This window comes from Maribacter algarum (ex Zhang et al. 2020), from assembly GCF_005885635.1.
Classification (GTDB): Bacteria; Bacteroidota; Bacteroidia; order Flavobacteriales; family Flavobacteriaceae; genus Maribacter_C; species Maribacter_C algarum.
The window spans coordinates 205,171-231,185 of the sequence record NZ_VATY01000005.1; the positions used below are offsets into that span (position 1 = coordinate 205,171).

Annotated in this window: 28 protein-coding genes and 1 pseudogene; 9 read left to right on the forward strand and 20 right to left on the reverse strand. The window is 36.8% G+C overall.

Annotated features, from left to right (window positions below):
- Positions 1 to 108 precede the first annotated feature (108 nt).
- Genes FEE95_RS19795 through FEE95_RS19805 form a run of 3 tightly spaced genes read left to right on the forward strand, consistent with a single transcriptional unit; the run spans position 109 to position 2,651 of the window.
- Positions 109 to 651, forward strand: coding sequence for an RNA polymerase sigma factor (locus tag FEE95_RS19795; RefSeq protein WP_138659767.1), 543 nt, complete (start codon positions 109 to 111; stop codon positions 649 to 651).
- A complete protein-coding gene (locus FEE95_RS19800) occupies positions 635 to 1,219 on the forward strand; it encodes a hypothetical protein (RefSeq protein WP_138659768.1) in 585 nt (194 codons plus the stop codon). The genes FEE95_RS19795 and FEE95_RS19800 overlap by 17 nt, the downstream gene beginning before the upstream one ends.
- Positions 1,191 to 2,651, forward strand: a complete 1,461-nt coding sequence (locus tag FEE95_RS19805; protein ID WP_138659769.1) for a hypothetical protein — start codon at positions 1,191 to 1,193, stop codon at positions 2,649 to 2,651. Before FEE95_RS19800 ends, FEE95_RS19805 begins: the two co-directional genes overlap by 29 nt.
- 3 nt (positions 2,652 to 2,654) lie before the next feature.
- On the opposite strand, the gene FEE95_RS19810 is transcribed toward FEE95_RS19805, so the two are convergent.
- The 3 genes and pseudogenes from FEE95_RS19810 to FEE95_RS22380 form a co-directional block, all read right to left on the reverse strand.
- The gene (locus FEE95_RS19810; protein ID WP_138659770.1) at positions 2,655 to 3,389 is read right to left on the reverse strand and encodes a sugar-binding protein; all 735 of its coding nucleotides are present in this window, start codon (positions 3,387 to 3,389) and stop codon (positions 2,655 to 2,657) included.
- A 147-nt stretch (positions 3,390 to 3,536) separates the two neighbouring features.
- The gene (gene msrA / locus FEE95_RS19815) at positions 3,537 to 4,223 is read right to left on the reverse strand and encodes a peptide-methionine (S)-S-oxide reductase MsrA (RefSeq protein ID WP_138659771.1); all 687 of its coding nucleotides are present in this window, start codon (positions 4,221 to 4,223) and stop codon (positions 3,537 to 3,539) included.
- 170 nt (positions 4,224 to 4,393) lie between these two features.
- Positions 4,394 to 5,188 (reverse strand): annotated as a pseudogene (locus FEE95_RS22380) (malectin domain-containing carbohydrate-binding protein); the annotation flags it as partial.
- 392 nt (positions 5,189 to 5,580) lie between these two features.
- On the opposite strand from FEE95_RS22380, the gene FEE95_RS19825 reads away from it, so the two are divergent.
- Both FEE95_RS19825 and FEE95_RS19830 read left to right on the forward strand, forming a co-directional pair.
- A complete protein-coding gene (locus tag FEE95_RS19825) occupies positions 5,581 to 6,258 on the forward strand; it encodes a peptidoglycan DD-metalloendopeptidase family protein (RefSeq protein WP_138659773.1) in 678 nt (225 codons plus the stop codon).
- Between the two features lie 183 nt (positions 6,259 to 6,441).
- Positions 6,442 to 6,693, forward strand: a complete 252-nt coding sequence (locus FEE95_RS19830; RefSeq protein ID WP_138659774.1) for a hypothetical protein — start codon at positions 6,442 to 6,444, stop codon at positions 6,691 to 6,693.
- Positions 6,694 to 6,698: 5 nt separating this feature from the next.
- On the opposite strand, the gene FEE95_RS19835 is transcribed toward FEE95_RS19830, so the two are convergent.
- Positions 6,699 to 7,397, reverse strand: coding sequence for an arylesterase (locus tag FEE95_RS19835; protein WP_138659775.1), 699 nt, complete (start codon positions 7,395 to 7,397; stop codon positions 6,699 to 6,701).
- A gap of 66 nt (positions 7,398 to 7,463) precedes the next feature.
- Here FEE95_RS19835 and FEE95_RS19840 point away from each other — a divergent pair, with 66 nt between their 5' ends.
- From FEE95_RS19840 to FEE95_RS19850, 3 genes are all read left to right on the forward strand, one after another.
- Positions 7,464 to 8,153 (forward strand): ABC transporter ATP-binding protein, encoded by a 690-nt coding sequence (locus tag FEE95_RS19840; protein ID WP_138659776.1) that lies wholly within the window; start codon positions 7,464 to 7,466, stop codon positions 8,151 to 8,153.
- 47 nt (positions 8,154 to 8,200) lie between these two features.
- Complete coding sequence (locus tag FEE95_RS19845) at positions 8,201 to 10,696, forward strand: ABC transporter permease (protein ID WP_138659933.1); 2,496 nt, start codon at positions 8,201 to 8,203, stop codon at positions 10,694 to 10,696.
- A gap of 87 nt (positions 10,697 to 10,783) precedes the next feature.
- Positions 10,784 to 12,832, forward strand: a complete 2,049-nt coding sequence (locus FEE95_RS19850; protein ID WP_138659777.1) for a M13 family metallopeptidase — start codon at positions 10,784 to 10,786, stop codon at positions 12,830 to 12,832.
- A gap of 73 nt (positions 12,833 to 12,905) precedes the next feature.
- Here FEE95_RS19850 and FEE95_RS19855 read toward each other — a convergent pair whose 3' ends face one another.
- The 12 genes from FEE95_RS19855 to FEE95_RS19910 form a co-directional block, all read right to left on the reverse strand.
- The gene (locus tag FEE95_RS19855; RefSeq protein ID WP_138659778.1) at positions 12,906 to 13,448 is read right to left on the reverse strand and encodes a DUF4287 domain-containing protein; all 543 of its coding nucleotides are present in this window, start codon (positions 13,446 to 13,448) and stop codon (positions 12,906 to 12,908) included.
- Positions 13,449 to 13,486: 38 nt separating this feature from the next.
- Complete coding sequence (locus FEE95_RS19860) at positions 13,487 to 14,845, reverse strand: M24 family metallopeptidase (RefSeq protein ID WP_171037093.1); 1,359 nt, start codon at positions 14,843 to 14,845, stop codon at positions 13,487 to 13,489.
- 7 nt (positions 14,846 to 14,852) lie between these two features.
- Positions 14,853 to 15,266: a VOC family protein gene (locus FEE95_RS19865; RefSeq protein WP_138659780.1), complete on the reverse strand. Its 414-nt coding sequence runs from the start codon at positions 15,264 to 15,266 to the stop codon at positions 14,853 to 14,855.
- Between the two features lie 5 nt (positions 15,267 to 15,271).
- Positions 15,272 to 15,721, reverse strand: coding sequence for an SRPBCC family protein (locus FEE95_RS19870; RefSeq protein WP_317129269.1), 450 nt, complete (start codon positions 15,719 to 15,721; stop codon positions 15,272 to 15,274).
- 70 nt (positions 15,722 to 15,791) lie between these two features.
- Positions 15,792 to 17,345 (reverse strand): phospholipase D family protein, encoded by a 1,554-nt coding sequence (locus FEE95_RS19875; protein WP_212748462.1) that lies wholly within the window; start codon positions 17,343 to 17,345, stop codon positions 15,792 to 15,794.
- Positions 17,346 to 17,463: 118 nt separating this feature from the next.
- Entirely contained in the window at positions 17,464 to 18,483 is a 1,020-nt protein-coding gene (locus FEE95_RS19880; protein WP_138659782.1) for a tetratricopeptide repeat protein, read from the reverse strand.
- 60 nt (positions 18,484 to 18,543) lie between these two features.
- Positions 18,544 to 19,245 carry a helix-turn-helix transcriptional regulator gene (locus tag FEE95_RS19885; RefSeq protein WP_138659783.1) on the reverse strand — a complete coding sequence of 234 codons (702 nt, stop codon included), beginning with the start codon at positions 19,243 to 19,245 and terminating at the stop codon, positions 18,544 to 18,546.
- A gap of 56 nt (positions 19,246 to 19,301) precedes the next feature.
- Positions 19,302 to 19,673, reverse strand: coding sequence for a VOC family protein (locus FEE95_RS19890; protein WP_138659784.1), 372 nt, complete (start codon positions 19,671 to 19,673; stop codon positions 19,302 to 19,304).
- 118 nt (positions 19,674 to 19,791) lie between these two features.
- Positions 19,792 to 20,205, reverse strand: coding sequence for a VOC family protein (locus FEE95_RS19895; RefSeq protein ID WP_138659785.1), 414 nt, complete (start codon positions 20,203 to 20,205; stop codon positions 19,792 to 19,794).
- Between the two features lie 4 nt (positions 20,206 to 20,209).
- Positions 20,210 to 20,704, reverse strand: a complete 495-nt coding sequence (locus tag FEE95_RS19900; RefSeq protein ID WP_138659786.1) for an anthrone oxygenase family protein — start codon at positions 20,702 to 20,704, stop codon at positions 20,210 to 20,212.
- 9 nt (positions 20,705 to 20,713) lie between these two features.
- Positions 20,714 to 21,346 carry an NAD(P)-dependent oxidoreductase gene (locus tag FEE95_RS19905; protein ID WP_138659787.1) on the reverse strand — a complete coding sequence of 211 codons (633 nt, stop codon included), beginning with the start codon at positions 21,344 to 21,346 and terminating at the stop codon, positions 20,714 to 20,716.
- An 84-nt stretch (positions 21,347 to 21,430) separates the two neighbouring features.
- The gene (locus FEE95_RS19910; protein ID WP_138659788.1) at positions 21,431 to 22,216 is read right to left on the reverse strand and encodes a helix-turn-helix domain-containing protein; all 786 of its coding nucleotides are present in this window, start codon (positions 22,214 to 22,216) and stop codon (positions 21,431 to 21,433) included.
- Positions 22,217 to 22,456: 240 nt separating this feature from the next.
- Here FEE95_RS19910 and FEE95_RS19915 point away from each other — a divergent pair, with 240 nt between their 5' ends.
- Positions 22,457 to 22,744, forward strand: a complete 288-nt coding sequence (locus tag FEE95_RS19915; protein ID WP_138659789.1) for a hypothetical protein — start codon at positions 22,457 to 22,459, stop codon at positions 22,742 to 22,744.
- A gap of 372 nt (positions 22,745 to 23,116) precedes the next feature.
- Here FEE95_RS19915 and FEE95_RS19920 read toward each other — a convergent pair whose 3' ends face one another.
- The 4 genes from FEE95_RS19920 to FEE95_RS19935 all read right to left on the reverse strand — a co-directional run bounded on the left by FEE95_RS19920 (position 23,117) and on the right by FEE95_RS19935 (position 25,956).
- Positions 23,117 to 23,554, reverse strand: a complete 438-nt coding sequence (locus tag FEE95_RS19920; RefSeq protein WP_138659790.1) for a DUF6463 family protein — start codon at positions 23,552 to 23,554, stop codon at positions 23,117 to 23,119.
- A 71-nt stretch (positions 23,555 to 23,625) separates the two neighbouring features.
- The gene (locus FEE95_RS19925; RefSeq protein WP_171037094.1) at positions 23,626 to 24,207 is read right to left on the reverse strand and encodes a Crp/Fnr family transcriptional regulator; all 582 of its coding nucleotides are present in this window, start codon (positions 24,205 to 24,207) and stop codon (positions 23,626 to 23,628) included.
- Positions 24,208 to 24,541: 334 nt separating this feature from the next.
- Positions 24,542 to 25,273 (reverse strand): DUF6090 family protein, encoded by a 732-nt coding sequence (locus FEE95_RS19930; protein ID WP_138659792.1) that lies wholly within the window; start codon positions 25,271 to 25,273, stop codon positions 24,542 to 24,544.
- Positions 25,274 to 25,500: 227 nt separating this feature from the next.
- Positions 25,501 to 25,956 carry a DUF1877 family protein gene (locus tag FEE95_RS19935; RefSeq protein WP_171037095.1) on the reverse strand — a complete coding sequence of 152 codons (456 nt, stop codon included), beginning with the start codon at positions 25,954 to 25,956 and terminating at the stop codon, positions 25,501 to 25,503.
- Between the last annotated feature and the right edge of the window lie 59 nt (positions 25,957 to 26,015).

Sequence of the window (26,015 nt, forward strand, 5' to 3'; positions counted from 1 at the left end):
TTTAACAAGTGACTTATTTCATAAAATTACTTGTTTTTTGCAACATCCAATTTTTTCTTTCGTCCTTTAAGGGAATTCATCATCAAAAACCAACAACGAAACTACCGAATGTTTCAAATTGATATCGTAGAGGAATGCAAAGCGAATAATCGCAGAGCGCAATTAAAGCTTTATAAACAGTATTGTGACGGAATGTTTTATGTCGCCATGCGGTTTTTAAAGAATGCGGATGACGCTGAAGATGTCATACAGGAATCATTCATTAAGGCATTCCAAAAAATAGAGCAGTTTAAAGGTGATGTCACTTTTGGAGCTTGGTTAAAACGGATTGTTATTAATAAGAGTATTGATTTCTTAAAAGCGAAAAAACAAAAGTTAGTTGAATTGAATGAAGGTTATATACATGTGGCGGAAGATGAGGATTGGTCAATAGAAGAAAACATTTCCTTAGATGAGGTAAGGCAGGCGATTGAAAGTCTACCGGAAAAATATAAATACGTGGTTATGATGTTTCTAATGGAAGGGTTTGACCATAGCGAGATTTCGCAAGTATTGAATATTTCTGAATCGGCGTGTAGAACTAGATTATTAAGGGGAAAAGGATTTTTGAAAGAATTATTAAAAGATAGAAGATATGTCTCAGGATCTTAGAGAATTATTCAAAAAGGAAAGGGAAAAAGAAAAGCCTAGAATGAATCATGGCCACCAGGAACGATTTTTAGAACGGTTGGAAGATGAACTTCCAAAAGCGAAAAAGTCATACCTCTATGTATTGAAAATAGCAGCCACTGTCTTGTTATTCATAACTGCAGGGTATTTCGCATTTGAAAAGTATGCAGAAGAGCCAATTAAACAAACTATCGTAAAAAAAGACGGAGAAATAGAAAAACGGAAAGGAATCTCTTTAGGTGACTTATCTCCTGATCTGAAGAAAGTAGAAAACTACTACGTAGCCAATATCAATTTAGAATTATCAAAACTAGCGGTTTCGGATGATAACAAAGCGCTAGTGGATAGTTATATGGAACAATTAGAAAGTTTGGATACTGAGTATAAAAGATTAAACAAAGAGTTGAATGAAATAGGTCCCAATGACCAGACCATATCAGCGCTCATACAGAATTTACAATTACGATTACAATTATTACAGAAGTTAAAAAAGAAGTTGAACGATTTAAACACATCAAAAAATGAACAAGTCGAGACAAACATCATTTAAAATGCTCACAATGCTCCTATGCTTCATCGCCATGGGAGCATATGGGCAAAAGCAAACCAAAACCTTTAAAGAAACTTTTAATGTTTCCGAGGATGCAGTGTTAGAGATTAATACGAGTCATGCCGACATTGAATTTGAAACTTGGAGCAAAAACGAAGTGGAAATTGAAGCTATTATCGAAATTGAAGATGCGACTAACGAGGAGGCTGAAAAATACTTTGAAAATTCAGGTTTAGAGATTTTAGGAAATAGTAAAAAGGTTTCGATTACATCAGGCTCTCAAAATATGGGGCTCTGGCAAAATTCCATTAGTGACTTGCAAAATTTTCATATTGAAATGCCCAAGTTCCCTGAATTGCATAACTACAGCTTTGATTTCGATTTTGATGAATTGAGTAATATCCCAGTTCCACCCATGGCGGAGTTTGATCATGAGGCTTTTAAGAAAGATGGGGATAAGTATATCAGACAGTGGAAGAAAGATTTTGATAAAAGTTATGATGAGGAACATGTGAAAAAATTAGAGGAGTGGGCCAAGCGAATGGAAGAGAAGCAAGAAAAATTAACGAAGAAAAGAGAAGAGATGATGGAGAAACGAGCGGAAATGGAAAGAAAAAGAGGAGAAAAACTAAATGAGCGAATGGAGAAAATGGCTCAGGCCCGAGCAAAAAGGATGGAGGCCCAAAATGAGAGAAGAGAAAGATTTCTTGAATTGAGAACAAGAAAAAAGTCGGCAAATGATTCTACAAGTATCTTCTACTTTAACAGTCATGGAGAGGGGAGACCGAACATTTTTTATGGTTCCCATGATGGGCTACATAAAAACTACAAGGTTAAAAAGACGATTAAGGTGAAAATGCCGAAGGGAATGAAAATCAAAATGAACGTGCGTCATGGAGAAGTTAAATTGGCAGGTAATACGATGAACTTAAATGCAATACTTTCACATTCGAGTCTTTGGGCCGCCAAGATTGATGGAGTAGGAACTAAAATAGATGCTTCTTACACTCCTATAAATGTTAAAACTTGGTATTACGGGCAATTGCAAACAAAGTATTCCGAGGATGTCGCGTTGGAAGAGGTATTTGATTTGAAGCTAAATTCTACCTCCTCTAATGTAATGATTGAACGTTTGGTGAATGGGGCTTTTATTAAAAATGATTTTGGCCCTTTAGAAATCAAATCGATATCTAATGATTTTAAAGATATAGATATTACCTTACAGAATGCTGAATTCAACTGCGCAACACCTGATGTTCCATTTACGATATATGTAAACGGAACATCATCCAAATTTTCTTCTCCTGAGAATATAACCCTAAATCGGACACAAAATTTTAACAATACGATTCACCGGGGGTATTTTAAGAATAAGAATTCAAGCAGTTCAATTAATATTAATTCTAAGTTTAGTGAAGTAATTATTGAATAGTTCTTACTTAAGCACGAGCGTCCCAAAAATATCTGCATTAACCCAAGCTTGATTTTTATCTTCTCCAGGAACAAAAACGGAACCTATATAGTTTTCTCGCTCTATGCTACCATCATTATCGCAATAGGCTAGTGCAAACCCAATTTTTTTATTAGTTTCTAGAACAGTAGTTTGATTTTTACTTTTCTCAGAATAACTGTCATCATAAAGGGTTATTGCCATTTCCCATGTAGTTTGATTACCATGTTGTGTTTTTGCCGAAAGAATATGTTCATTGAAAAGTTTTGGTGCTTTGGATTCGGATAAGTCAACCACATTTCCATCAAGTGCAATGTGATAACCAAAAGCATTATGACTTTTTTGATGTAATCCTCCAGAGTTATCCTCATCGATAAAGACTTGTAAAGAGTCATCGTTCCACCATAGTTTCAATGGGTCTTTTACACGGTCGTACAAGGAATCATCGATAATCTCTACTAGCAAATAGAGGTAATCTTCATCCCAGTTTAGTTTGTACCGTCCGTTAAAGTCATTGTAATCGTAGGAAGGACCCAACCAGTTTTGATCTAAAGGATGCCATTCGGTAACGTTCCAAGAGTTTTCATTGCCTTTACCATCAATTATTGGACTTTTTGTTGCTCTTTTTACCTCGATGATTTGATGGTCTTCCTTATAATGAGGTTTAGGATGGCAAGAATAAAAAAAGAGTAATAGGAGGGGTGGGACTATTAACTTCATAGGCAACAAATTTGGGGATTTGCATACCCTAAGATAGTAATTTCTTACGTTTTAAGAAGATTTTATTACCGTAAACAGGGATTAAAAAGAATTGATAGAAGAAAAAAGCGGCTATATAGCCGCTTTTTAGAACTATGTTGCTAAAACTTAATGGGCGTCCTCTTTTAAGTAGTCACCAAAATTTGACTTAAATCGATTTAATCTTGGAATAGAAACATTAGTAATGTAAGAATTATTAGGATGCTTTTTTTCATAGTCCTGATGGTAGTCTTCTGCAATCCAAAATTTTTCAAAGGCGGTTACCTCAGTTGTAATCGGATCACCACCATATACATTTTGTTCTTTCAAAGCTCTGATGTAAGCTTCAATGATTTTCTTTTCCTCTTCATTCTTGTAGAAGGCAACAGATCTATATTGAGGCCCTCTGTCGGGTCCTTGTCTGTTTAAGGTAGTTGGGTCATGTGAGCCAAAAAAGACTTGAACCAATGCCGTAAAGGAAATCACTTTAGGGTCGTAATATACTTCTACAGCTTCTGCGTGGCTTGTTAGTCCCGCACCTACTTGCTGGTATGTGGGATTATCTTCGGTGCCTCCAGCGTAACCTGAAACAGCTTCTTTAACTCCTTTTACGCTCTCAAAAATCGCTTCCACACACCAAAAGCAACCGCTGGCGAAATAGGCAGTTTCGTATTTGCTCAAATCTTGTTGAGAAAGTTTGGCGATTTCTTTTTTGGTTTCTTGCGTTGCTTCAGTTTTATCCTTTTTTACATTTGACTGGCAGCTTGTTGATATCAGAAGTACAACAGCCAAGAGGTTTGTTTTTAAAATTCTCATTTTTTCAATTTCAAAGTTTGTAGTTCAAGTTACGAAGTCCTTACAGTATTGAAGGTTAAAAAATGTTAACATTCATGGGTTTGTCAATTGAAAAACCCCGCTATCAAAGCGGGGTTTTATTTTTAATTTAATAAAAATCAAAGGTTCTCTCTAAAATTTAATTCTAGATATTATGGATTTATAGTACCATCACCGAAAATTTCTATTGCAGAAACTTTAGGCTTATCAACCGTTGAGGTGAAAACAATATTCAATTCTCCATCAGTAACTTCAATATCGTACATTTTGGTAAAAGCAATTGCAGAACCTCCAGCAACCTCAAAAACATCAAAGGTGTTTAAAATTGAAGTATTTTCTATATCAACATCGAAAATACGGCTACCAATGCCACCCAATGTTTCATTTCCATCGGTTTTTGTTTCACCCCAGTAAATCTCAGCAAAATGTAGCTTAACGGTGTAAGTTCCGTTTGAAACAGGAATATCATAGGAAACCGGACCGTTGTTCTGTTCATTGCTGGTAATGGTCTCAGTCAAGTAAATCTCATCAAGATCTGTATTAGCGATTTCCGTAATACTTGGGTGAGCTGTATAGTCCGCACTAGGTGTACTCGTATATTGATCTTCTAAAAAGGTCTCAGCACCAATAGTAACTTCTGGCCCTCCACAGTTGATTTTTAAGATATTAGGCCCTACTACGTCTGTAGACTCCATAGCATCTTCTGGGCAACCATCTAGAGCAGCAACGCCAGCTTCATTCGGACAGGCATCATCTTTATCGGCAATTCCGTCACCATCTGCATCCGGGCAACCGGCTAAATCAGAAAGTCCGGCTTCGTTAGGACAGGAATCATCTTTATCAGCAACGCCATCACTATCAGCATCAGGGCAGCCACCTAAAGCGGCAAGACCAGCTTCGCTAGGGCAAGCATCATCAGCATCAGCAACGCCGTCACCGTCAGTATCAACGACAGGGGCTGGAGGGTCTGGATCATCACTTCCGCAGGAACTGGAAATTATTGCCAAGGAAAATAGCAAAACAATTAATTTCATTTTGGAAAAAACAATTCTTTTCATAATCAAGTAGTTAAGGGTTTAATTTATTTCTCTTTCAGGGTTGAATTTGATCATAAAACTATTCAAAGTCCGCAGGGTCAACAAGAATTTAACAATAATCTCGTTTAACGGCATTGCTGCATTATGCTTGATATTAACGGTTTTTGTATTTTTTTGTTATTCAAAACTAGCACGAAATTTAGTCATAATCAAGTACCATAGATAAACTGCATCCTTTTTTTAAACAATTTAAATTGATAAAACCCTAAAATCATTGCAAATTTGAAGCAAAGATTAAGTGTATGATTTCTTCGTTAACCGAACTTTTCGAAAACCTGGAAAGCCCAATATATCTATTAGATTCTTTAATTACCCTTGATTCGTTTTGCCCTATAGATTTGAGTGTTTACAACAACGAATTAGACAATATCGATATTACAAATCCAGATAAATGTCAAGAATATATTGACACGGTTTTGGCTAAAAACAAGGCTAAAGTTGGGTATGGTGGCTACTTAGAGAAGCGTAATTTATACTCAGATAAGTCAAGCTTTTCTGACCAGACCGCCTATCGCAATATTCATTTAGGTGTAGATTTTTGGACCACAGCTGGAACAAAAGTAATAACCCCTTTAAAGGGAAACGTACATAGTTTTAAAAATAATAACGTATTTGGGGACTATGGACCTACCATTATTTTACAACATGAAATAAGAGGATTTAGGTTTCACACTCTTTACGGGCATCTATCTATTGAATCCATAGAAACTATTCAAATTGGACAAGAATTCGAAAAAGGAAGCGTTTTGGCAACTTTGGGTACGCCAGACATCAATGTAAATTATGCTCCTCATCTACATTTTCAAATTATCATTGATATGGAGGGAATGAAAGGTGACTACCCGGGAGTTTGTTCCGTGGACAAGTTGAAATTCTACGCTCAAAATTGTCCCGACCCTAATATTTTACTCAATTTCTAAGATTTTCTATCGACAAAAAACCAATCATTTCGGTGAAGTGAAAATGCATGCACTTCACTTTATCGAGTCTATTCTACACTTTGTCCTAAGTTTTACAACATACCGAAAATAAAGGGTTCTTAGACGAATCATAACCCTTCAAAATGCACTTGCGCCAGTTATACTAATAACAAATCGCAAGACATGAAAGCAATACTAACTTTATTATTTGTTCTTTTTATCGGAGTCGCTGCTCAAGCTCAATCTTCTGTTGTTGACATTAAAGAAGAAGTTAAAGTAGAAACAATGGTGATGGGTATTGTTACGACTACTCAAACTAAAGAAGTTGTCACAGAAAAGAATACTGAAGTTGCGCGTTTGTACAAGTTTAAAAACTCTAGAATTAAAAAAGCTTTGAAATTCACCACAAAAAGAAATAAGGCCAAAATGGCTTAAAATTCTCAAAGCAATCCTTCAAGAACAACCCAAACATTTTCTCTAACAATTTTCTGTCCCTCAGCCGTGGGGTGAATTCCATCAGGTAAATTCAAATCAGGAATACCTGCAACACCATCCAACAAAAAAGGAATCAACTGCAAATCATTTTTTTCCGCCAAATCAGGAAAGATGGTTCTGAACTCTTTCGTGTATTCTTGTCCCATATTAGGTGGAATTTGCATTCCGGCCAATACAATTTTGGTTTCAGAATTCTTTTCACGAACGGCATCAATGATGGTTTGAAGATTGTTTCTGGTCTCATCTAAAGGAATTCCACGCAAACCATCATTCGCTCCTAGTTCCAAAACAAAAATATCAACCTTCTGTTTTAAGACCCAACCCAAACGGTTTTTACCAGCCGCGGTCGTTTCTCCACTCAATCCCGCATTGATGACGGTATAATTTAGGTCTAGGGAATCCAATCTATTTTGAATCAAAGAGGGGAAGGATTCTTTTGTATCTAAACCATATCCGGCTGTTAAACTGTTTCCGAAGAACAAAATCGTTTTTGTGTCGGCAATTTCCAAGGTCTTACTCTTAATTTTTGTTTGCTGTTTTGCTTCCTCAGTGGACTGTTCATCTGTTTTTTTGGAGGTAGAATCTCCGCAGGAAATCATCCCTATTAAGACAAAAAAATAACTAAACTTTAAGAAGATGTGCATAACGGTAAGGTCTATTTATCAGAATCATTTCCTTATTTTGCAATTTGCTATAGGAAACTGAGAATTATGACAAAGATATTAAACGTTCGCAACCTAGGGAAGACCTATACAAGTGGTTCGAAACGATTGACGGTATTAGATGATATTTCATTTGATGTGGAAACTGGAGCAACCTTTTCAATTGTTGGGCCATCGGGTAGTGGTAAAACTACTTTACTTGGTCTTTGTGCCGGTCTAGATAATGCCGATACGGGAAGTGTGGAACTTTGCGGTACTGTTTTAGACACTCTTAATGAGGATGAAAGAGCCCTTTTACGGAATAAGAATATCGGTTTTATTTTTCAAGATTTTCAACTTCTTCCGACATTAACAGCACTTGAGAATGTGAGTGTTCCCCTTGAATTACAAGGAGCAAAAAATGCTTCCGTCATAGCTAAAGAACTTTTACAGAAGGTTGGATTGGGTGAACGTACTAATCATTACCCTTCTCAACTTTCAGGAGGAGAGCAACAACGTGTGGCCTTGGCCAGAGCCTTTTCAAACAAACCCTCTTTACTTTTTGCTGATGAACCTACAGGAAATTTGGATGAAGATACAGGGGAAAAAGTAATACAACTCCTTTTCGAATTGAATAAAGAGGCTGGGACGACTTTAGTTATTGTCACCCATGATTTGGATTTGGCCAAACGAACGCAACATATTCTTCGCTTAAAAGGTGGGAAGATTTTAACAAACGAAACTACTGCTATATCGTGAACGACCATCCTATAGTTTCGAAAGCTAGTTTTAGTTGGATTCTAAAAATGGCATGGCGCGACGGCAAGGCTAGCGGAAAGCGTTTGCTTCTATTTATGGCCTCCATTATTCTTGGTATTGCCGCGGTCGTTTCTATTCAATCTTTTAGCCAAAACCTTAAAAATAATATTGCACTTCAGTCAAAAGAATTGATGGGCGCAGACTATATTATCGACAGTAATCAACTCCCAACCGAGAAAGTTCAGAAGATTATAGATTCGTTAGGTGCGGGTGGGAGAGAGGTCAGTTTTGCGTCCATGGCCGCTTTTCCAAAAAATGGTGCAACTAAATTGGTTCAAGTTCGTGGTATTGAAGGAGGGTTTCCTTTATATGGTGAACTCGAAACAGTTCCAGTCTCGGCATCCGTTGATTACCAATCTGAAAACGGAGCTCTAGTAGATGCGACCCTGATGTTGCAATACAAGTTAAAAGCCGGTGATAGTGTAAAAGTGGGGGAATTGACATTTCCTATTATTGGTTCTGTTGTCTCTGCCCCAGGAAGTAATGCTATTTCAACCACAGTTGCTCCACCGATAATTTTGCCTTTTGGATTTATTAAAAATACAGGACTACTACAAACAGGAAGTCGATACAAGTACAATTACTATTTTAAAGCCGAACCTGGTTATGATGTGGAAGCCTTGGACGAGGAACTTGACCCCATATTAGATGCTGAAAATGCAGATTTTGATTCGCATATGTCGGTAAGTCAAAGGTTGGGTAGACGTTATGAAAATTTTGCGAAATTTTTGAATTTAGTAGCTTTTATAGCCCTCTTACTGGGCTGTGTTGGTATTGCTAGTTCGGTACATATTTATATCAAGGAGAAGCTACGCGGTATTGCTGTTCTAAAATGTATGGGTGCTACACGTAGACAAACCTTCCTGATTTACCTCGTTCAAATTGCGGGATTGGGATTATTAGGTGGTATTGTTGGAACACTTTTAGGATTAGGTCTACAACAAGCATTTCCTTTGCTATTACAAGAGTTTCTTCCTTTCAGTGTAGAGATTTCGACATCCTTACAGCCGATAGTTATGGGCTTACTGTTAGGTATTTTCATGTCAGTTTTATTTGCGCTCCTTCCCTTACTGTCCACTTGGTATGTATCTCCTTTAGAGGTACTGCGCGTTCAGGAAGGAAATCCTGTAGAACTCCAAAGAGCGGGAATTTTCGTTTTGTTGGGTATAATGGCATTTATTTATTTCTTTTCACTGTGGCTCCTCAAAGATAGTCGTTACGCCATGGCCTTTGTATTAGGCATTGTGGTAACCTTCTCCATTTTGGCAGGTGTTGCCACCTTGTTCATGAGGGCAATTAAGAAATATTTTCCCACCTCTTGGGGATTCACAGCCCGAACGAGTCTTTTAAACCTCTTTCGTCCAAACAACCAAACCATGGTTTTGATATTAGCTATTGGGGTCGGTTCATTTTTGATAAGTACCTTGTATTTTACCAAAGATATTTTATTGGCAAAGGCAACACTGGAAGCCAATATGAAAAATCCGAATATTATTTTGTTGGACATACAAACTAACCAGAAAGACGAAGTTGCTAGAACTATCGCTCCTAAAGGATTGCCGATTATCGATAATATTCCAATCATTACGATGCGTATGAATAGCATCAAAGGAGTTCCTGTCAATGATTTACGTTTGGATACGACTTTGACCATGAAAAAATGGATTCTTAACCATGAGTTTCGTGTGACGTATAGAGATTCCTTAATAGCCTCGGAGAAATTGGCTTCAGGAAATTTTAATGTTGACATTCCCGAGAATGGACCCATTCCAATTTCCTTGTCCGATAATATTGCAAGTGATGCGCAGGTGGTTATTGGTGATACGATAGTTTTTAACGTGCAAGGTGTATTAATGGAGACTAAGGTAGGTAGTATAAGAAAGGTCGATTGGGGACGCATGCAGTTGAACTTTTCTGTTGTATTTCCTGAAGGTGTTTTAGAAGAAGCTCCTCAATTTCATGTAATAACCACAAAAGCTCCGGATGAAAAAACATCGGCTCAGTTACAAAGAGAATTAGTAAGTAAGTTTCCGAACGTCTCTGTCATAGATTTGAGACAGGTATTGACACTACTACAGGGCATACTTGATAAGATTTCTTGGGTAATTAACTTTATGGCATTCTTTAGTATCCTTACGGGAATTATTGTGCTTATTGGTTCCGTAAGGACAAGCAAATACCAACGAATTAAAGAGAGTGTACTCCTTAGAACATTAGGTGCAAAGAGCGATCAAATACTAAAAATTACCGCGTTGGAATATTTGCATTTAGGAATTCTAGGTAGCGGTATCGGCATTCTTTTATCGCTGGTCAGCGCCCAGTTGTTAGCATGGTTGGTTTTCGACTCTCCCTTTGTTCCTTCTTGGGTGCCTTTTGTGATTTTACTTCCAGGTATTACAATCCTTGTATTGCTTATAGGTTTAGGAAATAGCAGAAGCGTTTTGAATAGTCCACCTTTGGAGGTGCTGCGGAAAGAGGGATGATTTTCTGTTAATTAATTTAACAAAAATTCAGTAACATTTATATTATTTTCGCGTCTCTTAAAGAGAACTAATTTAGAACACTAGAAAATGAAAAAAATGTACTTCTTCGCTGTTGCTTTGATATCCTTTGGATTTTGCGCAGCGCAAACCGAAACTATCAATGATGGTGATGCCTTACCCGGAATTGATTTGGAGAATATGAAACCCGAAATAAGTCCGAAAGATGATTTTTACAATTTTGTAAATGGTACTTGGATGGACGAGACGGAAATTCCTGCTGATAGATCAAGTTGGGGCGGATTTTCGGTACTTCGCAAATCTACTGACAATGATGTCCTAGAAATATTGGCAAAAGCAAAGGCAAGCGGAAAATATGGTCCTGAGACGGATCAAGCTAAAGCCTTGGCGATTTTCGATACAAAGTTAGATACCGTGGCTAGAAATAAAGCTGGTTTGGCTCCTTTGCAACCAGCCTTGGATGCCATTGCAGGTATAAAGAACCTTACGGACTTACAAACTGTTCTTGCCAAAAATGACGCTGTTTCTTCTCCGTTTATTGGACTAGGTGTTCAGGCAGATTTAAACAATAGTGCAATGAATGCTGTTTATATGGGTCCTGCGGGACTCGGATTACCAGATAGAGACTTTTATTTAGAGCAAGATGAAAAGTCAAAGGAAATCAGAGAGGAATATAAAAAACATACCGCCCGTATGTTGCAAATGCTAGGGGATAGCGAGGCGGATGCAACTGCTGCCGCAGAAAAGATTTTGGCCATGGAAACTACCTTGGCTGAACCTCGACTTGACAAAGTAGAAAGTAGGGATGTTCGCAATTTTAATAATCCAAGGACTATTGCAGAGGCTGATGCCATGCTGAGTAGTATTGATATAAATAAAATGATTGTGGACTTGGGAATAACCAAAAAGTTTGATACGCTTATCGTTACCCAATTAAAGTACACCGAAGCGCTGGATAAATTTTTAAAAGAGACTTCTATCGATGATATCAAAACACTTTTGAGATGGGATACTTTTAATAGTGCTGCAGGGAGACTTACCACTACCACAGAAAAGGCAGATTGGGGATTCTATAGTAAATATTTAAGGGGTTCTGAAAAACAACGTCCGTCAGACGAGCGTGCTTTGGCAACTGTTAATGGTTCTGTTGGTGAAGCTTTAGGACAATTGTACGTTGATGCAAAATTTCCGCCAGAGGCTAAGGCAAAAGCAGAATTAATGATTGCTAATGTAATCGAAGCTTTTAAAGCACGAATTCAAAAGTTGGATTGGATGGGTGATACCACCAAATTAAAAGCTATTGAAAAGCTTGATAAGTTTACAGTTAAGATTGCCTATCCAGATGAGTGGGAAGACTACTCAAAAATGGAAGTTGCGGCAGATAAATCCTATTTTGATAACCGAGCAGCTGTTAGTAAATGGAGAAGACAAAAAAATTACTCCGAAATTGGTGAACCCGTTGATAAAAAAGAATGGGGCATGTCTCCTCAAACTGTTAATGCCTATTTCAATCCACTGAATAATGAGATTGTTTTCCCGGCTGCAATTTTACAGCCACCTTTTTATAACTACCAAGCTGATGAAGCTGTTAATTATGGTGGAATAGGAGCTGTAATCGGTCACGAAATTTCTCACGCATTTGACGATAGTGGTGCTCGTTTCGATGCTGACGGAAATGTAAACAACTGGTGGACCGAGGAAGATTTGAAAGCTTTTACAGAGCGTGGAGATGCTTTAGCAGCACAATACGATGGCATTCAAGTATTGGATAGCGTAAATGTAAATGGAAAATTCACCTTAGGGGAAAACATTGGTGACTTAGGGGGTGTTTTAGGAGCTTATGATGGTTTACAACGTTTCTACAAAGAAAACGGAAGACCAGATGATATTGATGGCTTTACTGCTGAGCAGCGCTTCTTTATGTCTTGGGCAACCGTTTGGAGAACAAAGAGTAGAGATGAAGCTTTGCGAACGCAAATCAAAACAGACCCACACTCTCCAGGACGCATAAGAGCTACACAGCCTTTGTTGAACATCCAGGCGTTTTACGATGCTTTTGATATTAAGGAAGGTGATGCGATGTACTTAGCTCCTGAGCACAGGGTAAGTATTTGGTAAAATCATTTATTTAGAAAACTAAAAACCGATTTCTTCTCTAAGAAATCGGTTTTTTTATTTGTAAAATCAATTTTTAGTTTGCTTTTTCGTAAGCTTCTTTTAACCAAGCCACTAATTCGGCATCAACTTCTGATACTGAGGAGAGTTGCACGCGATGTGTACACATACTCCCAAACGGACCAGAGTTACCTAATCGATCAGTAATTGGCGTGTTCTTTAATTTTAAACCTAGATCAATTCGTGTTTTAGTGGCTGGTTTTATAAGAGCAAATTGTTTCTTTCGGATAATGCTTACACTTGTTTTTTTGGGAGTTTTTACTACGTCACTTCCAAAATCTGAAACCACAGTAATCAACTTTTCATAGATTGGAATGAGATCCTCTTTCCCCTTATATTGGGCACTGACTAAGTCATCGGTACTTTCTTTATTTTCTTTTGATAAGTGAATAATCGTGTTAGCAAAGCCATGTGTAACGCCATGTTCACCTTTTAGAAATTTCATTGCATCACCATGCTTGGCAAAACTTTTTTGTTTCAAAATTGCTTTCCATTCTTCCAATGATTTACCTGTTTTTTTAGGCATATTAGTAATCATGGTTTGAAGTGCCTTGTCCATAATTTTGTGTATTTAGATGTTTGTTTATATGGAGAACTTTATTCTTTCATCAATTTTTCTAAACCCTCTGGAGTTCGAGGCAAGTCCATACTAAGAACTTCACAGCCGTTTTCAGTTACTAGAATCACATCCTCTGTAAAAACTGAAATTTGCTCATCGTGATTGTAATACCAAGGCTCAACCGTAAAAATCATGCCGGGTTGAAGTTTTGCATCTGAAAGGTTTGGGTCTCCAGTAGAAAGTCCTAAATGATGTCCAAAGAAGAGGCCTACTTGCATGTATTTCTTTGCATCTTCCGGAATGCTTCGATCGGTCAATTCTTTGATATCGGAAAATGTGATTCCGGGTTTGATAAAATCTATGATTTGGTCCGCTATACCAACTTCCATAGTTAAAATCTCTTTTTGTCTTTTACTGAACTTCCCTGAAACAGGGAACGTTCTTCCCACATCACTTACATAGTTTTTGTACTCACTACCTACATCAAAAATTACCATTTCCCCATTTTCAAGTTTACGATTCCGACGATTGTAATGGGTTGCCAGAATACGCCAAGGCCAAAGGGAGTTGGGGCCTGATTTTATGATTGACCCAAAAGCCAATCGATGTGCTCCGTTAACTTTGTAGTTTCCTTCAAGGATACCTTCTAGATAACGTTCTTCAATTCCATTTTTTATACTTCTTGCAGCGGTTTTGATTCCTTCGACATTGATAGCTGTAGACTTTCGCATGATTTCAATTTCAGCTGAAGATTTTATCATTCGTACTCTTGCCACAGCTTCATACATGTTTTCAAACTTCAAACCTTTGTGCTTCGCTTCCATAGCTTTCAAAAGAATCTGTTCGGGAGTAGGGGAGCCAATATAGTCTTCGGTGGCATGTCGAATTTCTCCAATTCGTCCGTTATCAATAAAAACGATATTTCCTTCCAAAGCTTTTTGGTCCATTAAAGCTGGGAAATCAGAAATGTTCTGTAACGACAAACCTGATTGCTCGGCTATTGAAATATCATTTAGTAAGGGTCTTCCCGGAAAATCATTGGATCTTGAATTACTTTTAAAGCGCAGATCCTCCTCAGGAGTATAGATTACTTCCGAATTCCCCTTAATATCCAAAACCAAAATACTATTTGGTAGTTCCAAACCCGTGAAATAGTAGAAGTTATCTAATTGCCGAAAGGTTTCTCCGTATGAAAATCCGTCCTTTGCAGGGATAATTACGATTCCTGTTTTTCCCGATTTTCGTAAATCTTGTAATAAATTTGACCTTCTTTCCTTTAATTCCTCCTTTGAAAAGGGCATTTCCGTCCATTCGAAATAGGATTGCTGAGGAGTCTGAGAAAATAGACTGATGGATAAGCTAACTAAGGCTATTAGGAGGAAAGTTTTTAATCTCATTTGGACGCTATTGTTGGTAAAATGATTCTTCATCAACCATCAAGGTGGTAAGCTCAACGATATGACCGTCTAAGTCTTTGGTATAAATGGAATGGAAATAAAAATGATCTTGAATCGTGTAGTCTAGTCCCAGGGCATCATATTTTTTTTGGGCGGTCTTAAAATTTGCATTGGTCACATTAAAAGCGAAATGATCAATTCGTATACTTTTTCTGTTTACTTGCGTCTTTTCTAAATTTAAATCTGCAGGAAATATGGCCAGCCCCGTTTTTCCTGAAAGCATGAAAACTGGATATTCCCCCCACCTCTCTAGTTTATATTTTTTAAGACCTAGCACTTTTTTGTACCAATCTGCGGAAGCTTCAACGTCCGCTACGTTAATCGCTACGTGATCTAAAAATTCAAGTTTTAATTCTGACATATTAGTTATTCTTCCTTAGGATAGCGGTCCGCGATAAGATTTAATTCTAGGTTGTGTTCCATGTACGCTTTGGCACCAGCAAGAACCCATGTAAAACCACCAGTGGCATCGCGAATCTGTGCCATGATTTCATCGGTTGTTCCCTTAAGACCTGTGTTGGTTATTGTGACAAAGGTTTTGTCAGGTCCCATTGATTTAAAATTCCATTCTGCTATTGCATCTTTATCTTCACCCCATTGAATTTTAATATTTTCATTCGGAGTTATTGAAATCACATGAATGGAAGCCGTATGATCGAACATTTCCCAAGTCCAGTCAATTGTTTTTCCTACTTCCAATTTTCCAGAACTTTTAGTAAACCAGAATTTTGTTGTGATTTCAGGATGTATAAAGGCATCAAAAACCTTGGAAATTGGTTTTCGAATTAGCATTGCAGTTTCGGCGTAGTTGCCCATGGTCTTCATTTTTACATGTGTTGTGTACTGTAAAATAAAGATTAAAATGGAATTGCTATGTTAAAGAGTCCTACAAAATATCTTTGGGTAGAATTTTACGTGTCCAGGTTTTGACACGTTTGATATTGCTCACTTCCGAATCGGGATTGAATTCAACTGTAGTTTCCCAAGCATTTTCGGGTTTAAATTCTTCTTCGATTCCTTTTAAAACATTTTGAGATACCTGTTCTGATTGGATAACCGCCAAACATTCCGTATTTAAATTGGCACTTCTCGGGTCTAAATTAAAGGTTCCAATAACTGTTATCTTACCGTCGACCACCATGCTTTTGGAGTGTAGTCCAAATATAGGCTGATAGTCAATGGAGGCCTGTAATTCCCCCGTCATGATTCGCTTGCGCTCAGCTGCGTCTGGTCTGAATTCAAAAATACGGACTCCGGTTTCCAATAATGCTTTTCGGTCTTTCTGGTACCCGCTAAAAGCTTCAAGATTATCTGTTGAAGCCAAGCTATTGGTAAGGATACGAATCTTTACGCCACGATCAGTTGCCTCTTTAAATAACTCACGGCTCAACTCTGAAGTAATTAAATATGGACTTTGAATTTCAATGGATGTTTTCGCATTCTTCACCAAACGGATTAATTTGCTAGTTGAAATTCCACCACCTCCTAATCCGCTATTGCCATCATTTTTGCCCGGCTCATCAGAAGTAAATTCCACATCATCTACCCAAACTAGAGACCCAGAATCCTTGATTGCAGGGAAAGCGGCCGGTAAATTTTTAATCTTCTCACGAACCTGCGGCCAAAAATTTTCTGGATTGCAGGCATACTCATGCAATTTATCAAATCGATTTTCATCGGTAACGTTATCCGGAAGTTCATCTGTCAACTCGGTTACAGCAACACTTAGGTCGCTATTCCAGAATTTATGAAAAGAGGCATTTACTTTCTTGGTTTCTTTTCCTAAAAGTAAAACATCTCGATCTCTAAAATTGTATTCATGGTCGTAGTCGAAATATTCATCTGCGATATTTCTGCCGCCCGTTATTACTACTTTTCCATCAACTACAAAAGTTTTGTTATGCATTCGTTGATTGAATGAACGAAAATCGGTAGCCAGTTTGCCGAGCTTTTCGAAAATGTTTTTGCCAAGATTTACTCCCGGATTGTAGACCTTAATTGTAATATTCTCATGGGAATCAAGTGTTAGTATATCTTGTATATCTGCATCCACCATAATATCATCCACAAGCAATCTTATTTTTACTCCTCTGTCAGCAGCTCGAACTAGATAATCACAGGCGATTAGTCCAACGTTATCCATCGAAAAAATAAAATACTGAATGTCAATGGTCTCCTCCGCATATTCAGTCAGCCAAGCCCTTGTAATCATGGCGCCACCACCATCTTCGAGTACATAAACTCCCGTTTTTGTTTTCATTAATTCGGAAATGTCTTCCAGTTCTTTTGAGAGACTAATGGAATAGTTCCTGTGAATGTTATCACAAAAACTGGTTGTTAACTTTCCTGATAGAGGATTCTTTTCTTCCTTACAAGAGGTGAAGAGAATCAAGCCTATCATAAATATTATGAGGTAGGGTGAGAGTTTTGATTTGGTCATTTGGTTTATCGTTCGGTATAAATTTACTCGATAATCGAGATTTAAAATGCTCCAACGCTCGCGTCGAAATCAATGTTAGTTTTCCTTATAATGCCCCTTGGGATTTCCCCTAGGTTATTTATTGAACAATTTCTATTTGCGAAGTCAAAGGCCTATCGTTATCATCAGAACTTGATACTTGGATGTAATGACCTTCATTAACTTCCAAAATCTGACAGGTCAGGACCATTTTGGGAATGTCTTTTTGTGCAGGATTAGCCAAATTAGCCACTGGTGTTAGGGTGTAGGTACATTCATCGAGCCAATCTACCTTAAGTTTTAATTTATATCCTAAAGCTTCGTTTTCTTCAATCTGATATCCTTGACTACGGACTATTTTGGTAACTCCATTTTGACGGCTTTCTATTTGAAAACTTCCTGTCTTGACATCTGAACAATCTCCGCATTGGAGATTGAAATCACTTAGGTATTCCTTCGTAATGGGTTGTCCGCCAAGTGCTCTTGTTGCTTTTAAATACTTTTTGGCATTTGCGCAATCTTGACTATTCAAGTACGCTATAGACAATTTATAGGTCGTGTGAATATACTCGGAATCAATTGCATAGGAAGCTAGAAGCTTCTCTTTTGCCATTTTTAAGCTTCTTTGAGCGCTTTTGTAATTTGAACGAACATTATCGTAATATTCCCCCAAATAGGTAGTGGCATAATCGGTTAAAATTGGTGCGCTTTCAGGGTCGAGTTTTAGCCCATGCGTATATTCGTTTCTTGCTTCATCATAGGCTCCTAAAGCCATGTAGACGGATCCATACCCCCAATAGATTCCAGAGTTTTTCGGATTCAGTAAATAGGCTTGATTAAAGCGATACATGGCAGTTTTTAAATCTCCTTTGTACAAATAGTCAAAACCGATATGAATCATTTCATGTGCACCCTCGGAGTTCGATTTTCCATTTTCAAGAATAGAGTTCACAAATCTTGTGTCTGCTGCAATTTCCGATTTGGTTTTTTCAGTATTACCATACTCAGGAAGCATTCGAATGTCTTTTTTCGCTTCTTTTTGCCAAGATTTAAATGACGATTGTTGGGCATATGCTCCTAAAGAGAATAAAAATGAAAGTACTAGTATGAGATACTGCATAGGTTGAATTTAACCTATTTATAACGTAAAGCGACTGTTTTTGTTGCTGTTAACCCACTTTTAACTATCCTTCCTATGGGTGTAAGGATTTGCACGATAATACGCTTTTGGGTCAAATTCGCGGTCTTCGAATTTTTCTGGTAAGATTTTAAAGTGAAGAATTCGGTCTACTCTAAAAGCTCGATAGTCTTTACGTAAGTGGCACCAGGCCATTAAAATCCATTTGTTGTCAGAATACAAGAGCATGTAAGGCTCAACTTTTCTAAAAGAAGGCTCTGAGTTATCTAGTTTTCGGTAATTGATTTCAATGTAATTGAAGTTTGTAGCTGCCAATTGTATTTCAGAGAGTGCATTACTACTAATGTTTTCGGAACGTCTTCCAAACACATGTATTTTCTTGTTAAGCATTTCGCTTTTCTCCAGAACAGAGGAACGAAAAACAGATTTGATTTTAGTAAGTGCTTCCTCAAAATCAAGAACGAATGAAGAATCATTTGATTTGCTGACCAAGTGTTGTGCCGTGATTAAGGCATTAGCTTCTTTTTCCGTGAATTGCACGGGCGCTACCGTATAACCATCCATTAATGTATATCCTCTTCCTTCTAAAGTTACAACTGGAACACCAGCTTCAATTAGTTTTTGGATATCCCTATAAATCGTACGGATGCTGACCTCGAACTTATCTGACAATTCGGTTGCGGTCAAAACCCGTTTGGATTTTAGCAGTGTTAATATTGATATAAGGCGGGATAACTGTGTCATTAGAAACAAAGATAGCGAACCGTCAACCGATTCGCCATCTTAAGAATTTTAAGGTACTAGTTCCAAGAATGTAAGGCTATTTTGTTTCCTTCGGTATCTACTATTTGTGCCATGAATCCGTTTTCCCCAATATCGGTCTTTGGCATTACTACAGAACCCCCTGCTGTCACCACACGGGCTAAGGGAACACTAAGGTCATCTCCTCCATTAAGATAAACAACAACACCATCTTTTGAGGGTGTATAGCCTTCCATTTCAACAATACCTCCACCAACTCCATTGTTGTCTTCATCATATGCGAACATGCCATATTTCATTTCCGCCATTGGCGCATCTGTAATTTTGGTGTTTAATACGTTCGTGTAGAATGATTTAGCTCTTTCGAAATTTTTTACTGGAATTTCAAACCAGCTGATTGCATTTGTCATTGTATTTTAATTTAAAGGTTAAACTTAATACAAAGATATTTAGCAAAATGTCAGATGTTGTCAGGGGTTTTTCATTTTATCAATTCCTTTAGCGCAGGAGAATTTTTTTGAATCGATTTCACTCATGATATCCTTTTTCAACCAATCGCTTTGAAATCCACCAATAATTCCCTTCGGGGTCAATTACACCCCCTTGACGATCTTCATAGTCCATATTGGCAGGAGGAAAACTTTCTATAGCACCATTTTCTAAGGCATTTTTATAAACGGTGTCTACATCATTAACATAAAGATAGAGCGCGGTACGCATGTTTTCAAATTCTCCACGGGCCTGACTTATCATGAAACAGCTATTACCAATTTTCAAAATACAATTACCAACATCTCCATTTGGAGCAATGGAGCGATTGATTTCCTCGGCCCAGAACGCTTTTTTCAAAAAGTCGATTTCTTTCTGGGGGTCCGAAACAAACAAATAGGAATTTACAGTTTGAAATCCCTCTGGTTTAAACACATTATAAATTCCTTTCATAAGATTATATTTTTGATGTTATACTGCAGATAATGAGTAAAATAAAAGCAGCTAGAGCACTATAGGTACGTATCCAATTTAGTAAATTCCATTTGTTTTCGAAACTCTCACGTAGTGTTTTAGCGTCTTCTAATGAGATGTCGTTTAATTGGGTCTTATCCAAAATAGTATTCAAAGGAATGTTCCCTACAAAGGTCACTATGATTACACCAATTAGATATAACAATGAGGCGATTAAAAGCATCCAAAATAGATTTTGGGGTTTCAACCTCAAATGCAAAAAAGACGATAATGGCAGCAATACTGCCGCACCGAATATTGCAAGGAAAAACGCAGGATTCAAAATGGTTCGGTTCATTGCCTGAAAAGACCTAAGATATTCAACATCACTCAACCTACCAATACCGCTAGTGACCGTATTCGACCAAGTAAAAAAGAGACCTGCCATGACTCCGGTTGATAGGGTCGCAAGAATTAGAATTATAGATTGTGCTTTCATGATTTCGGATTAATACGATAGACCAGGAGTTTTATGTAAATAGTTAAGGCTATTCAATTGCTTTAGAATAAAGTCAGCAACATCAGCTCTAGATATCTTTAGTTTTAGCGATTTGTCCTTAGGACTAAATCCATGTATGTAATTTCCAGTTTTCTCGCCGTCAGTAAATGCTCCAGGTCTAACGATTGTCCAAGTCAACCCGCTTTCTTGAACATACTTTTCCTGAAGTTCATGATCTTGAAAGATTTGTTTGAGATACCAACCGAACATAATGTATTTCCAGAAAAAATTTAGGTTCTCGTTGCTTTCATAGGTGCCTAATGTGCTTTGACATATTAGACGTTGTACGCCATTAGCTTTCATAGCTGCGATAATGTGCTTTGTACCTTCCGAGCGTACAACACTTTTTCTGCTCCTTCCTGACCCTAATGCTATGATGACGACATCCTGCCCTTGAACCGCACTTGTTACATCCAAGGGATTGAATACATCACCATTCGCGATTTTCAAATTGGGACTCTGAAAATCTTCTAGTTTTGATTCGTTTCTACAAAATGCTGTGACTTTATGCCCTTGCTCTAGAGATTGAAAAATAAGATGTTTTCCGATAGTGCCTGTGGCACCAAATACTACTACTTTCATGTTTTTTGATTTTTTGATGATTAATACTGACACAAAACTAGCGCGGAACAAAGAGCCCCAATAGAACAAAACCGACAAAATGAGTTAGTGAGCGGTTTCCTGTAGGAATTCAGATGGCGTTTTACCAGTATATTTTTTAAAACTACGTATGAAATGCGATTGGTCGGAGAAACCACTCTCAAAACTAATGTCTAGCAATTGCTTATAGTTCTCATTGGTCAATTGCATTAGTGAGCATTTGAACTGAATGATTTTAGCAAACTGTTTGGGAGTAAGCCCCACTTGGGCATTGAACTTTCGTTCGAATGTACGTTCGGCCAAGAAGACCTTATCACGGATTACTTTTATAGAGAGTTGTCCACGCTCTGCTAATATCAAAGCAATGGCTTCCTGTATTTGATCGTCTTTTGGCACTTGGTGATAGCTTATTAGTTCTTCGGTCAATTCTGAAAGAATGCCTACCCATTCTTCTAAAACTTCAGTAGCTCTTAACTTTTTGACATAAGCATTTACATTAATTTGTTCTAGTTGAAACAGGTCATAACAATCATCATTCAATTCTCTGGGGTTTACCCCTAGCAGATATTTAGATGCAAAAGGATAAAGTTGAAGTACCACAAATTTAAATGGACCTTTTATATCTAAGGAAACAGGTTCAAGCGTTTGCCCATATAAAAAAAGCTCAGATAACTTTTTGTTTCGCGGAAGCAGATAACAGCCATTTTCAGAAGTGTAATACATAATTCCTGGATAGCCGTCTGCGTAAAGAGGAATGTTGGTATGGGAATTCATAGCATTAGTTTCCATGACCATTATGGTATTTACATAGGGTCTTAACCTTTCGGGAGGCATGAATTCAGCTTTTCGCATATATTAAAAGTACAATTTCTAATGCCTTTGGTCTTAAAATCAACTAAAAAAGTACCGATAAAAAACCACTTCAATCGTTAAGGTGTTTTCACCATCGAATTCACTTATCGAGCATTTTCTACACTTTATCCTAATTTTTGTCAAGTACCGAAAAATAAGGCTTTTCAGCGATTGAAATCGAGATGAGGCTTCAAGCTGTCGTTATTTTGGTGTAACCCAAATGATTATAAATACCTACTTATGAAGTCTTTAATTACTCTTCTTTTTATCCTTACATCTGCAGTATCTGCTTTAGCAAATACGAACGACCACGATAAAGTATTAAACCCTCAAATCGAAAGTTATGTACAAGTTGAATTTTCTAAAATGGGCGATCTTTTGGATAGTAGCACTATTGTTGCTGCCGAGCTTAATGAAGTTAAGACAGCAACTGAAACTGAAGTTGCTCGCTTATACAAATTCAAAAACTCAAGAATAAAAAAGGCATTAGCTTTTAAAACGAAAAGAAACAGAGCCAAAACGGCATAAGACTTAACCCCAAATAAATATATACCATGATTGTATTAGCATCTTTAATTCCTGCAGTAGTTCTTACGACAATGCTTTTAAGAGTTAAAAAACAAACGAAAAAATTAGAGCCTATTAAAGTAAGGGTTCAGAATGATAGAAGACAGTTTCGGTCTTAATAATACAAAGTCCCCCTCTTAAGCCGTTTCCTAGCGGTGTGGCTTAAGAATTTTGTCACCTATCAATACCAATATTAATTAGTTAAGCATCGAACGATTCCCTGAGGGGAGGTTTGGTGCTTTTTTCTTTTTATCATGTTTTAAGCGGATTTTCCTCGCTTTGCGACTGCTAAAATTATTATTTTCTTTACGTACTTCTCTTGCGATGGAGGTACTATGCAACTTTCGTTGTACTCCTCTTTTTAGCTTTAATACTATTTGTAATTAACATATAGACTGCGTGGGGCAACATAAAAATGGTAATACCTGAATTTGGCACCATATAACAACCAAGTAGCACAATTACAATATAACCCACAGTAAAATAATGCGGCAAAACCTGTTTCTGTTTTTCAATAGAATGTACCAATAGGCCCAAGGGAATGAGGAAAATACCGAAATATAAAAACCAAAATGCAGCAAAATTTTCGAAATTCGTATGACCTACAGCCGCAGGTAATTCTTCCATACCATCACTGACTATAAAGAAATATGATTTTGAGAACTGAAGCATCTGTTTTTGAAAACCATCGGGAGAAAAGGCAAATTGTGTATGTAGTAGACCGATTATTATAATTAATATTCCGCTTGTAATTTTTTTAATAATTCTCATACTGTATTTGTATTAAAAGGTAGTGACAAAACTACTTTTTCATACAGTACTTTCTTTTGACCTAGGTCAAATTATTCTTTTGAGGCTCTAATTCTGCTCAGTGTTTCTTGTGTGATTCCTAAAAAAGAAGCAATATCTCCCAAAGGTACTATTAACTCTATTTTTGGGTACTGTTTAATTAAGCTTTGGTAACGTTGCTTAACGGTTTTAAACTGAAGGGAAAACATTCGATGTCTATACTGTACAATTACCTTTGACAATACAATCCTAAATAGATGTTCAAAATCATGATGCGTATTACACAATATTTCAACATCTTCTTTATTAGTTTCCAATAGAATACAGTCTTCCATAGTTTCAATATCATGAAGACTGGGTTCATCTGTAAAATAACTAGTACTAGACGTAATAAATTCATTTTTGAAGGCAAACCAGTCCATGATTCGTTTACCATCTTTTAAGTAATAAGCTTTTAGTGAACCTTCTAAGACAAAAAATAATTTGTGCTGTCGTTGTCCTAGATTAATTAAGTGTGTTCCTCTTTTATATTTGGAAACAGTATACTTAGTACTCCAATCTACTAATATATCCCCTGTCAAATCACAGTAGTTTTGAGCTATTTGATGTGCGATTTCGTTTAAATTTTTGCTCAACCGTTGGTTTTTATAATGATTGTTGCAAGGTATTTTTATTAATTGGATATTATTTACTTAATGTGTGCAATATATTTTTTAAATGCACCACGACGTCTCGGCTATGATTAGTACGGGACTAAAGGGCACTTTTGTTTCCGTTTAAGCAATTAGCCGAATCTTTTTGTTTGTTTTTATTTTTTCTTTTTTAAAGCCAAATCCAAAAGATTTGGCAGACTTTCTAAAAATACACAGACCTTAGCTTTATAGCCCAAAACCCGTATTAATTATAGCCATTGTTGTGCTTTAGTTATTTTTCGTTCATATTCCTTTTTGGTCTATTCAAATTCTAAAATCAATTAATACTTGAAAGGTAATTATTAATTATTTCAAGATTACTTTCAGCCTGTTTAAGAGCTTCAATTACTATTCTACGTTGAGCAGACCAATTATGCTTAGTATTTCTTAAAATTCCGATAAATTCAATATCGTTGATAATATAGTTTAAATGTGATATGTCTTTAGGTCTTTCTAATTCTGTCATTTCTAATGGAAATCCGTGTTTAATAAGATAATCGCGAAGTAAATTTAGACTGTAAAATGAAAGCCCTTCATAAAACTGATTGTTTGACTCAACAGAGTATGTAGAATAATAAGTAGTCAGATTATTAGTTAAACCATCAGGTAGCAGTTCGGATTTTGGGTGTTTATTTAATTTGTTATATCCAAAATTTATAGTAGTAAGAGAGCTAACTCTATGAACTCGTGAAATATTATTCAATAATGAGTCAACAGGCATTATGTTGCCATTGGTAAGTAAATTATCAAGGTTATTAATAAATGCTTCTGAGAATTTGATTTCCTCTCTAAGAGAAAGAATGTCTTTATTGAGGTCACTACGTATTTCTTTAACAGTTTGTTTTAATTCATTTTTGTAGGTTACATTCTGGTTCCAATTATTAAGACTTAATGCAATTAAAATACCAACAACGACAAGAACTATTTCTCCAATCGCATATTTCAGATACTTTCCAGTTTTGCCTTCTGAAAGTAAGTTTTGTCTAATTTTTCTAAAGAATTTTATCATTGGTTATTTGTTAGTCATAATGAAGCACAACGGTTGAGCTATGAACAGTAGGGGGGCAAACTAGCGTTTGCTTTGCGCCACGCACATAGCGAAATCTTTTTGTTTTGATTTATTTTTTCCTGTCCAGAGCAAAATCCAAAAGATTTTGCGGACTTCATAAAAATATGCAAACCATGCGATTAAGCCAGAAGCCCGTATTGTTTATAGGTTTTGTTGTACGCAGTTTTTTACCCCCAATTTATTGCAATTCCATCGTCCATTTCAGATGCCTTTTCAAATGCCTTCTGATACGTTTTTATGTGAACAAAGATGTATTCCCAATCATAGTCCATCTCCGCCCTATATACGTAATGTTCTGTCATTTTTTTTCGGTCATAATGCTTTTTCAAACCATTATTTATTATTTCTTGAAATAACTGATTTATAGGTTTTACTTCTTTAGACTTAACAAAAAGATTATCTAATGAGTTTAAGATTTTTGTATCTGTAGTGTCCGCTTGTTTTAGAATATACTTTGCAATTGCCCAACACTTGTCCATTGGAAATACCGTATCATTTTCCACGTGATATTTTCCGTTAATACTTCCGTAATTCTCGTCCAGATATTCAATGGCTTCGTCCTGATTTAGTTTCATTAAATCATCGATTCGGTTGTCCGATACTCGATATAATTCACAAATCATTCCCATTCTTTTGCCTTGTATATTTTCTGGTTAATAGTTTTTCTGAAATTGCGTACAAC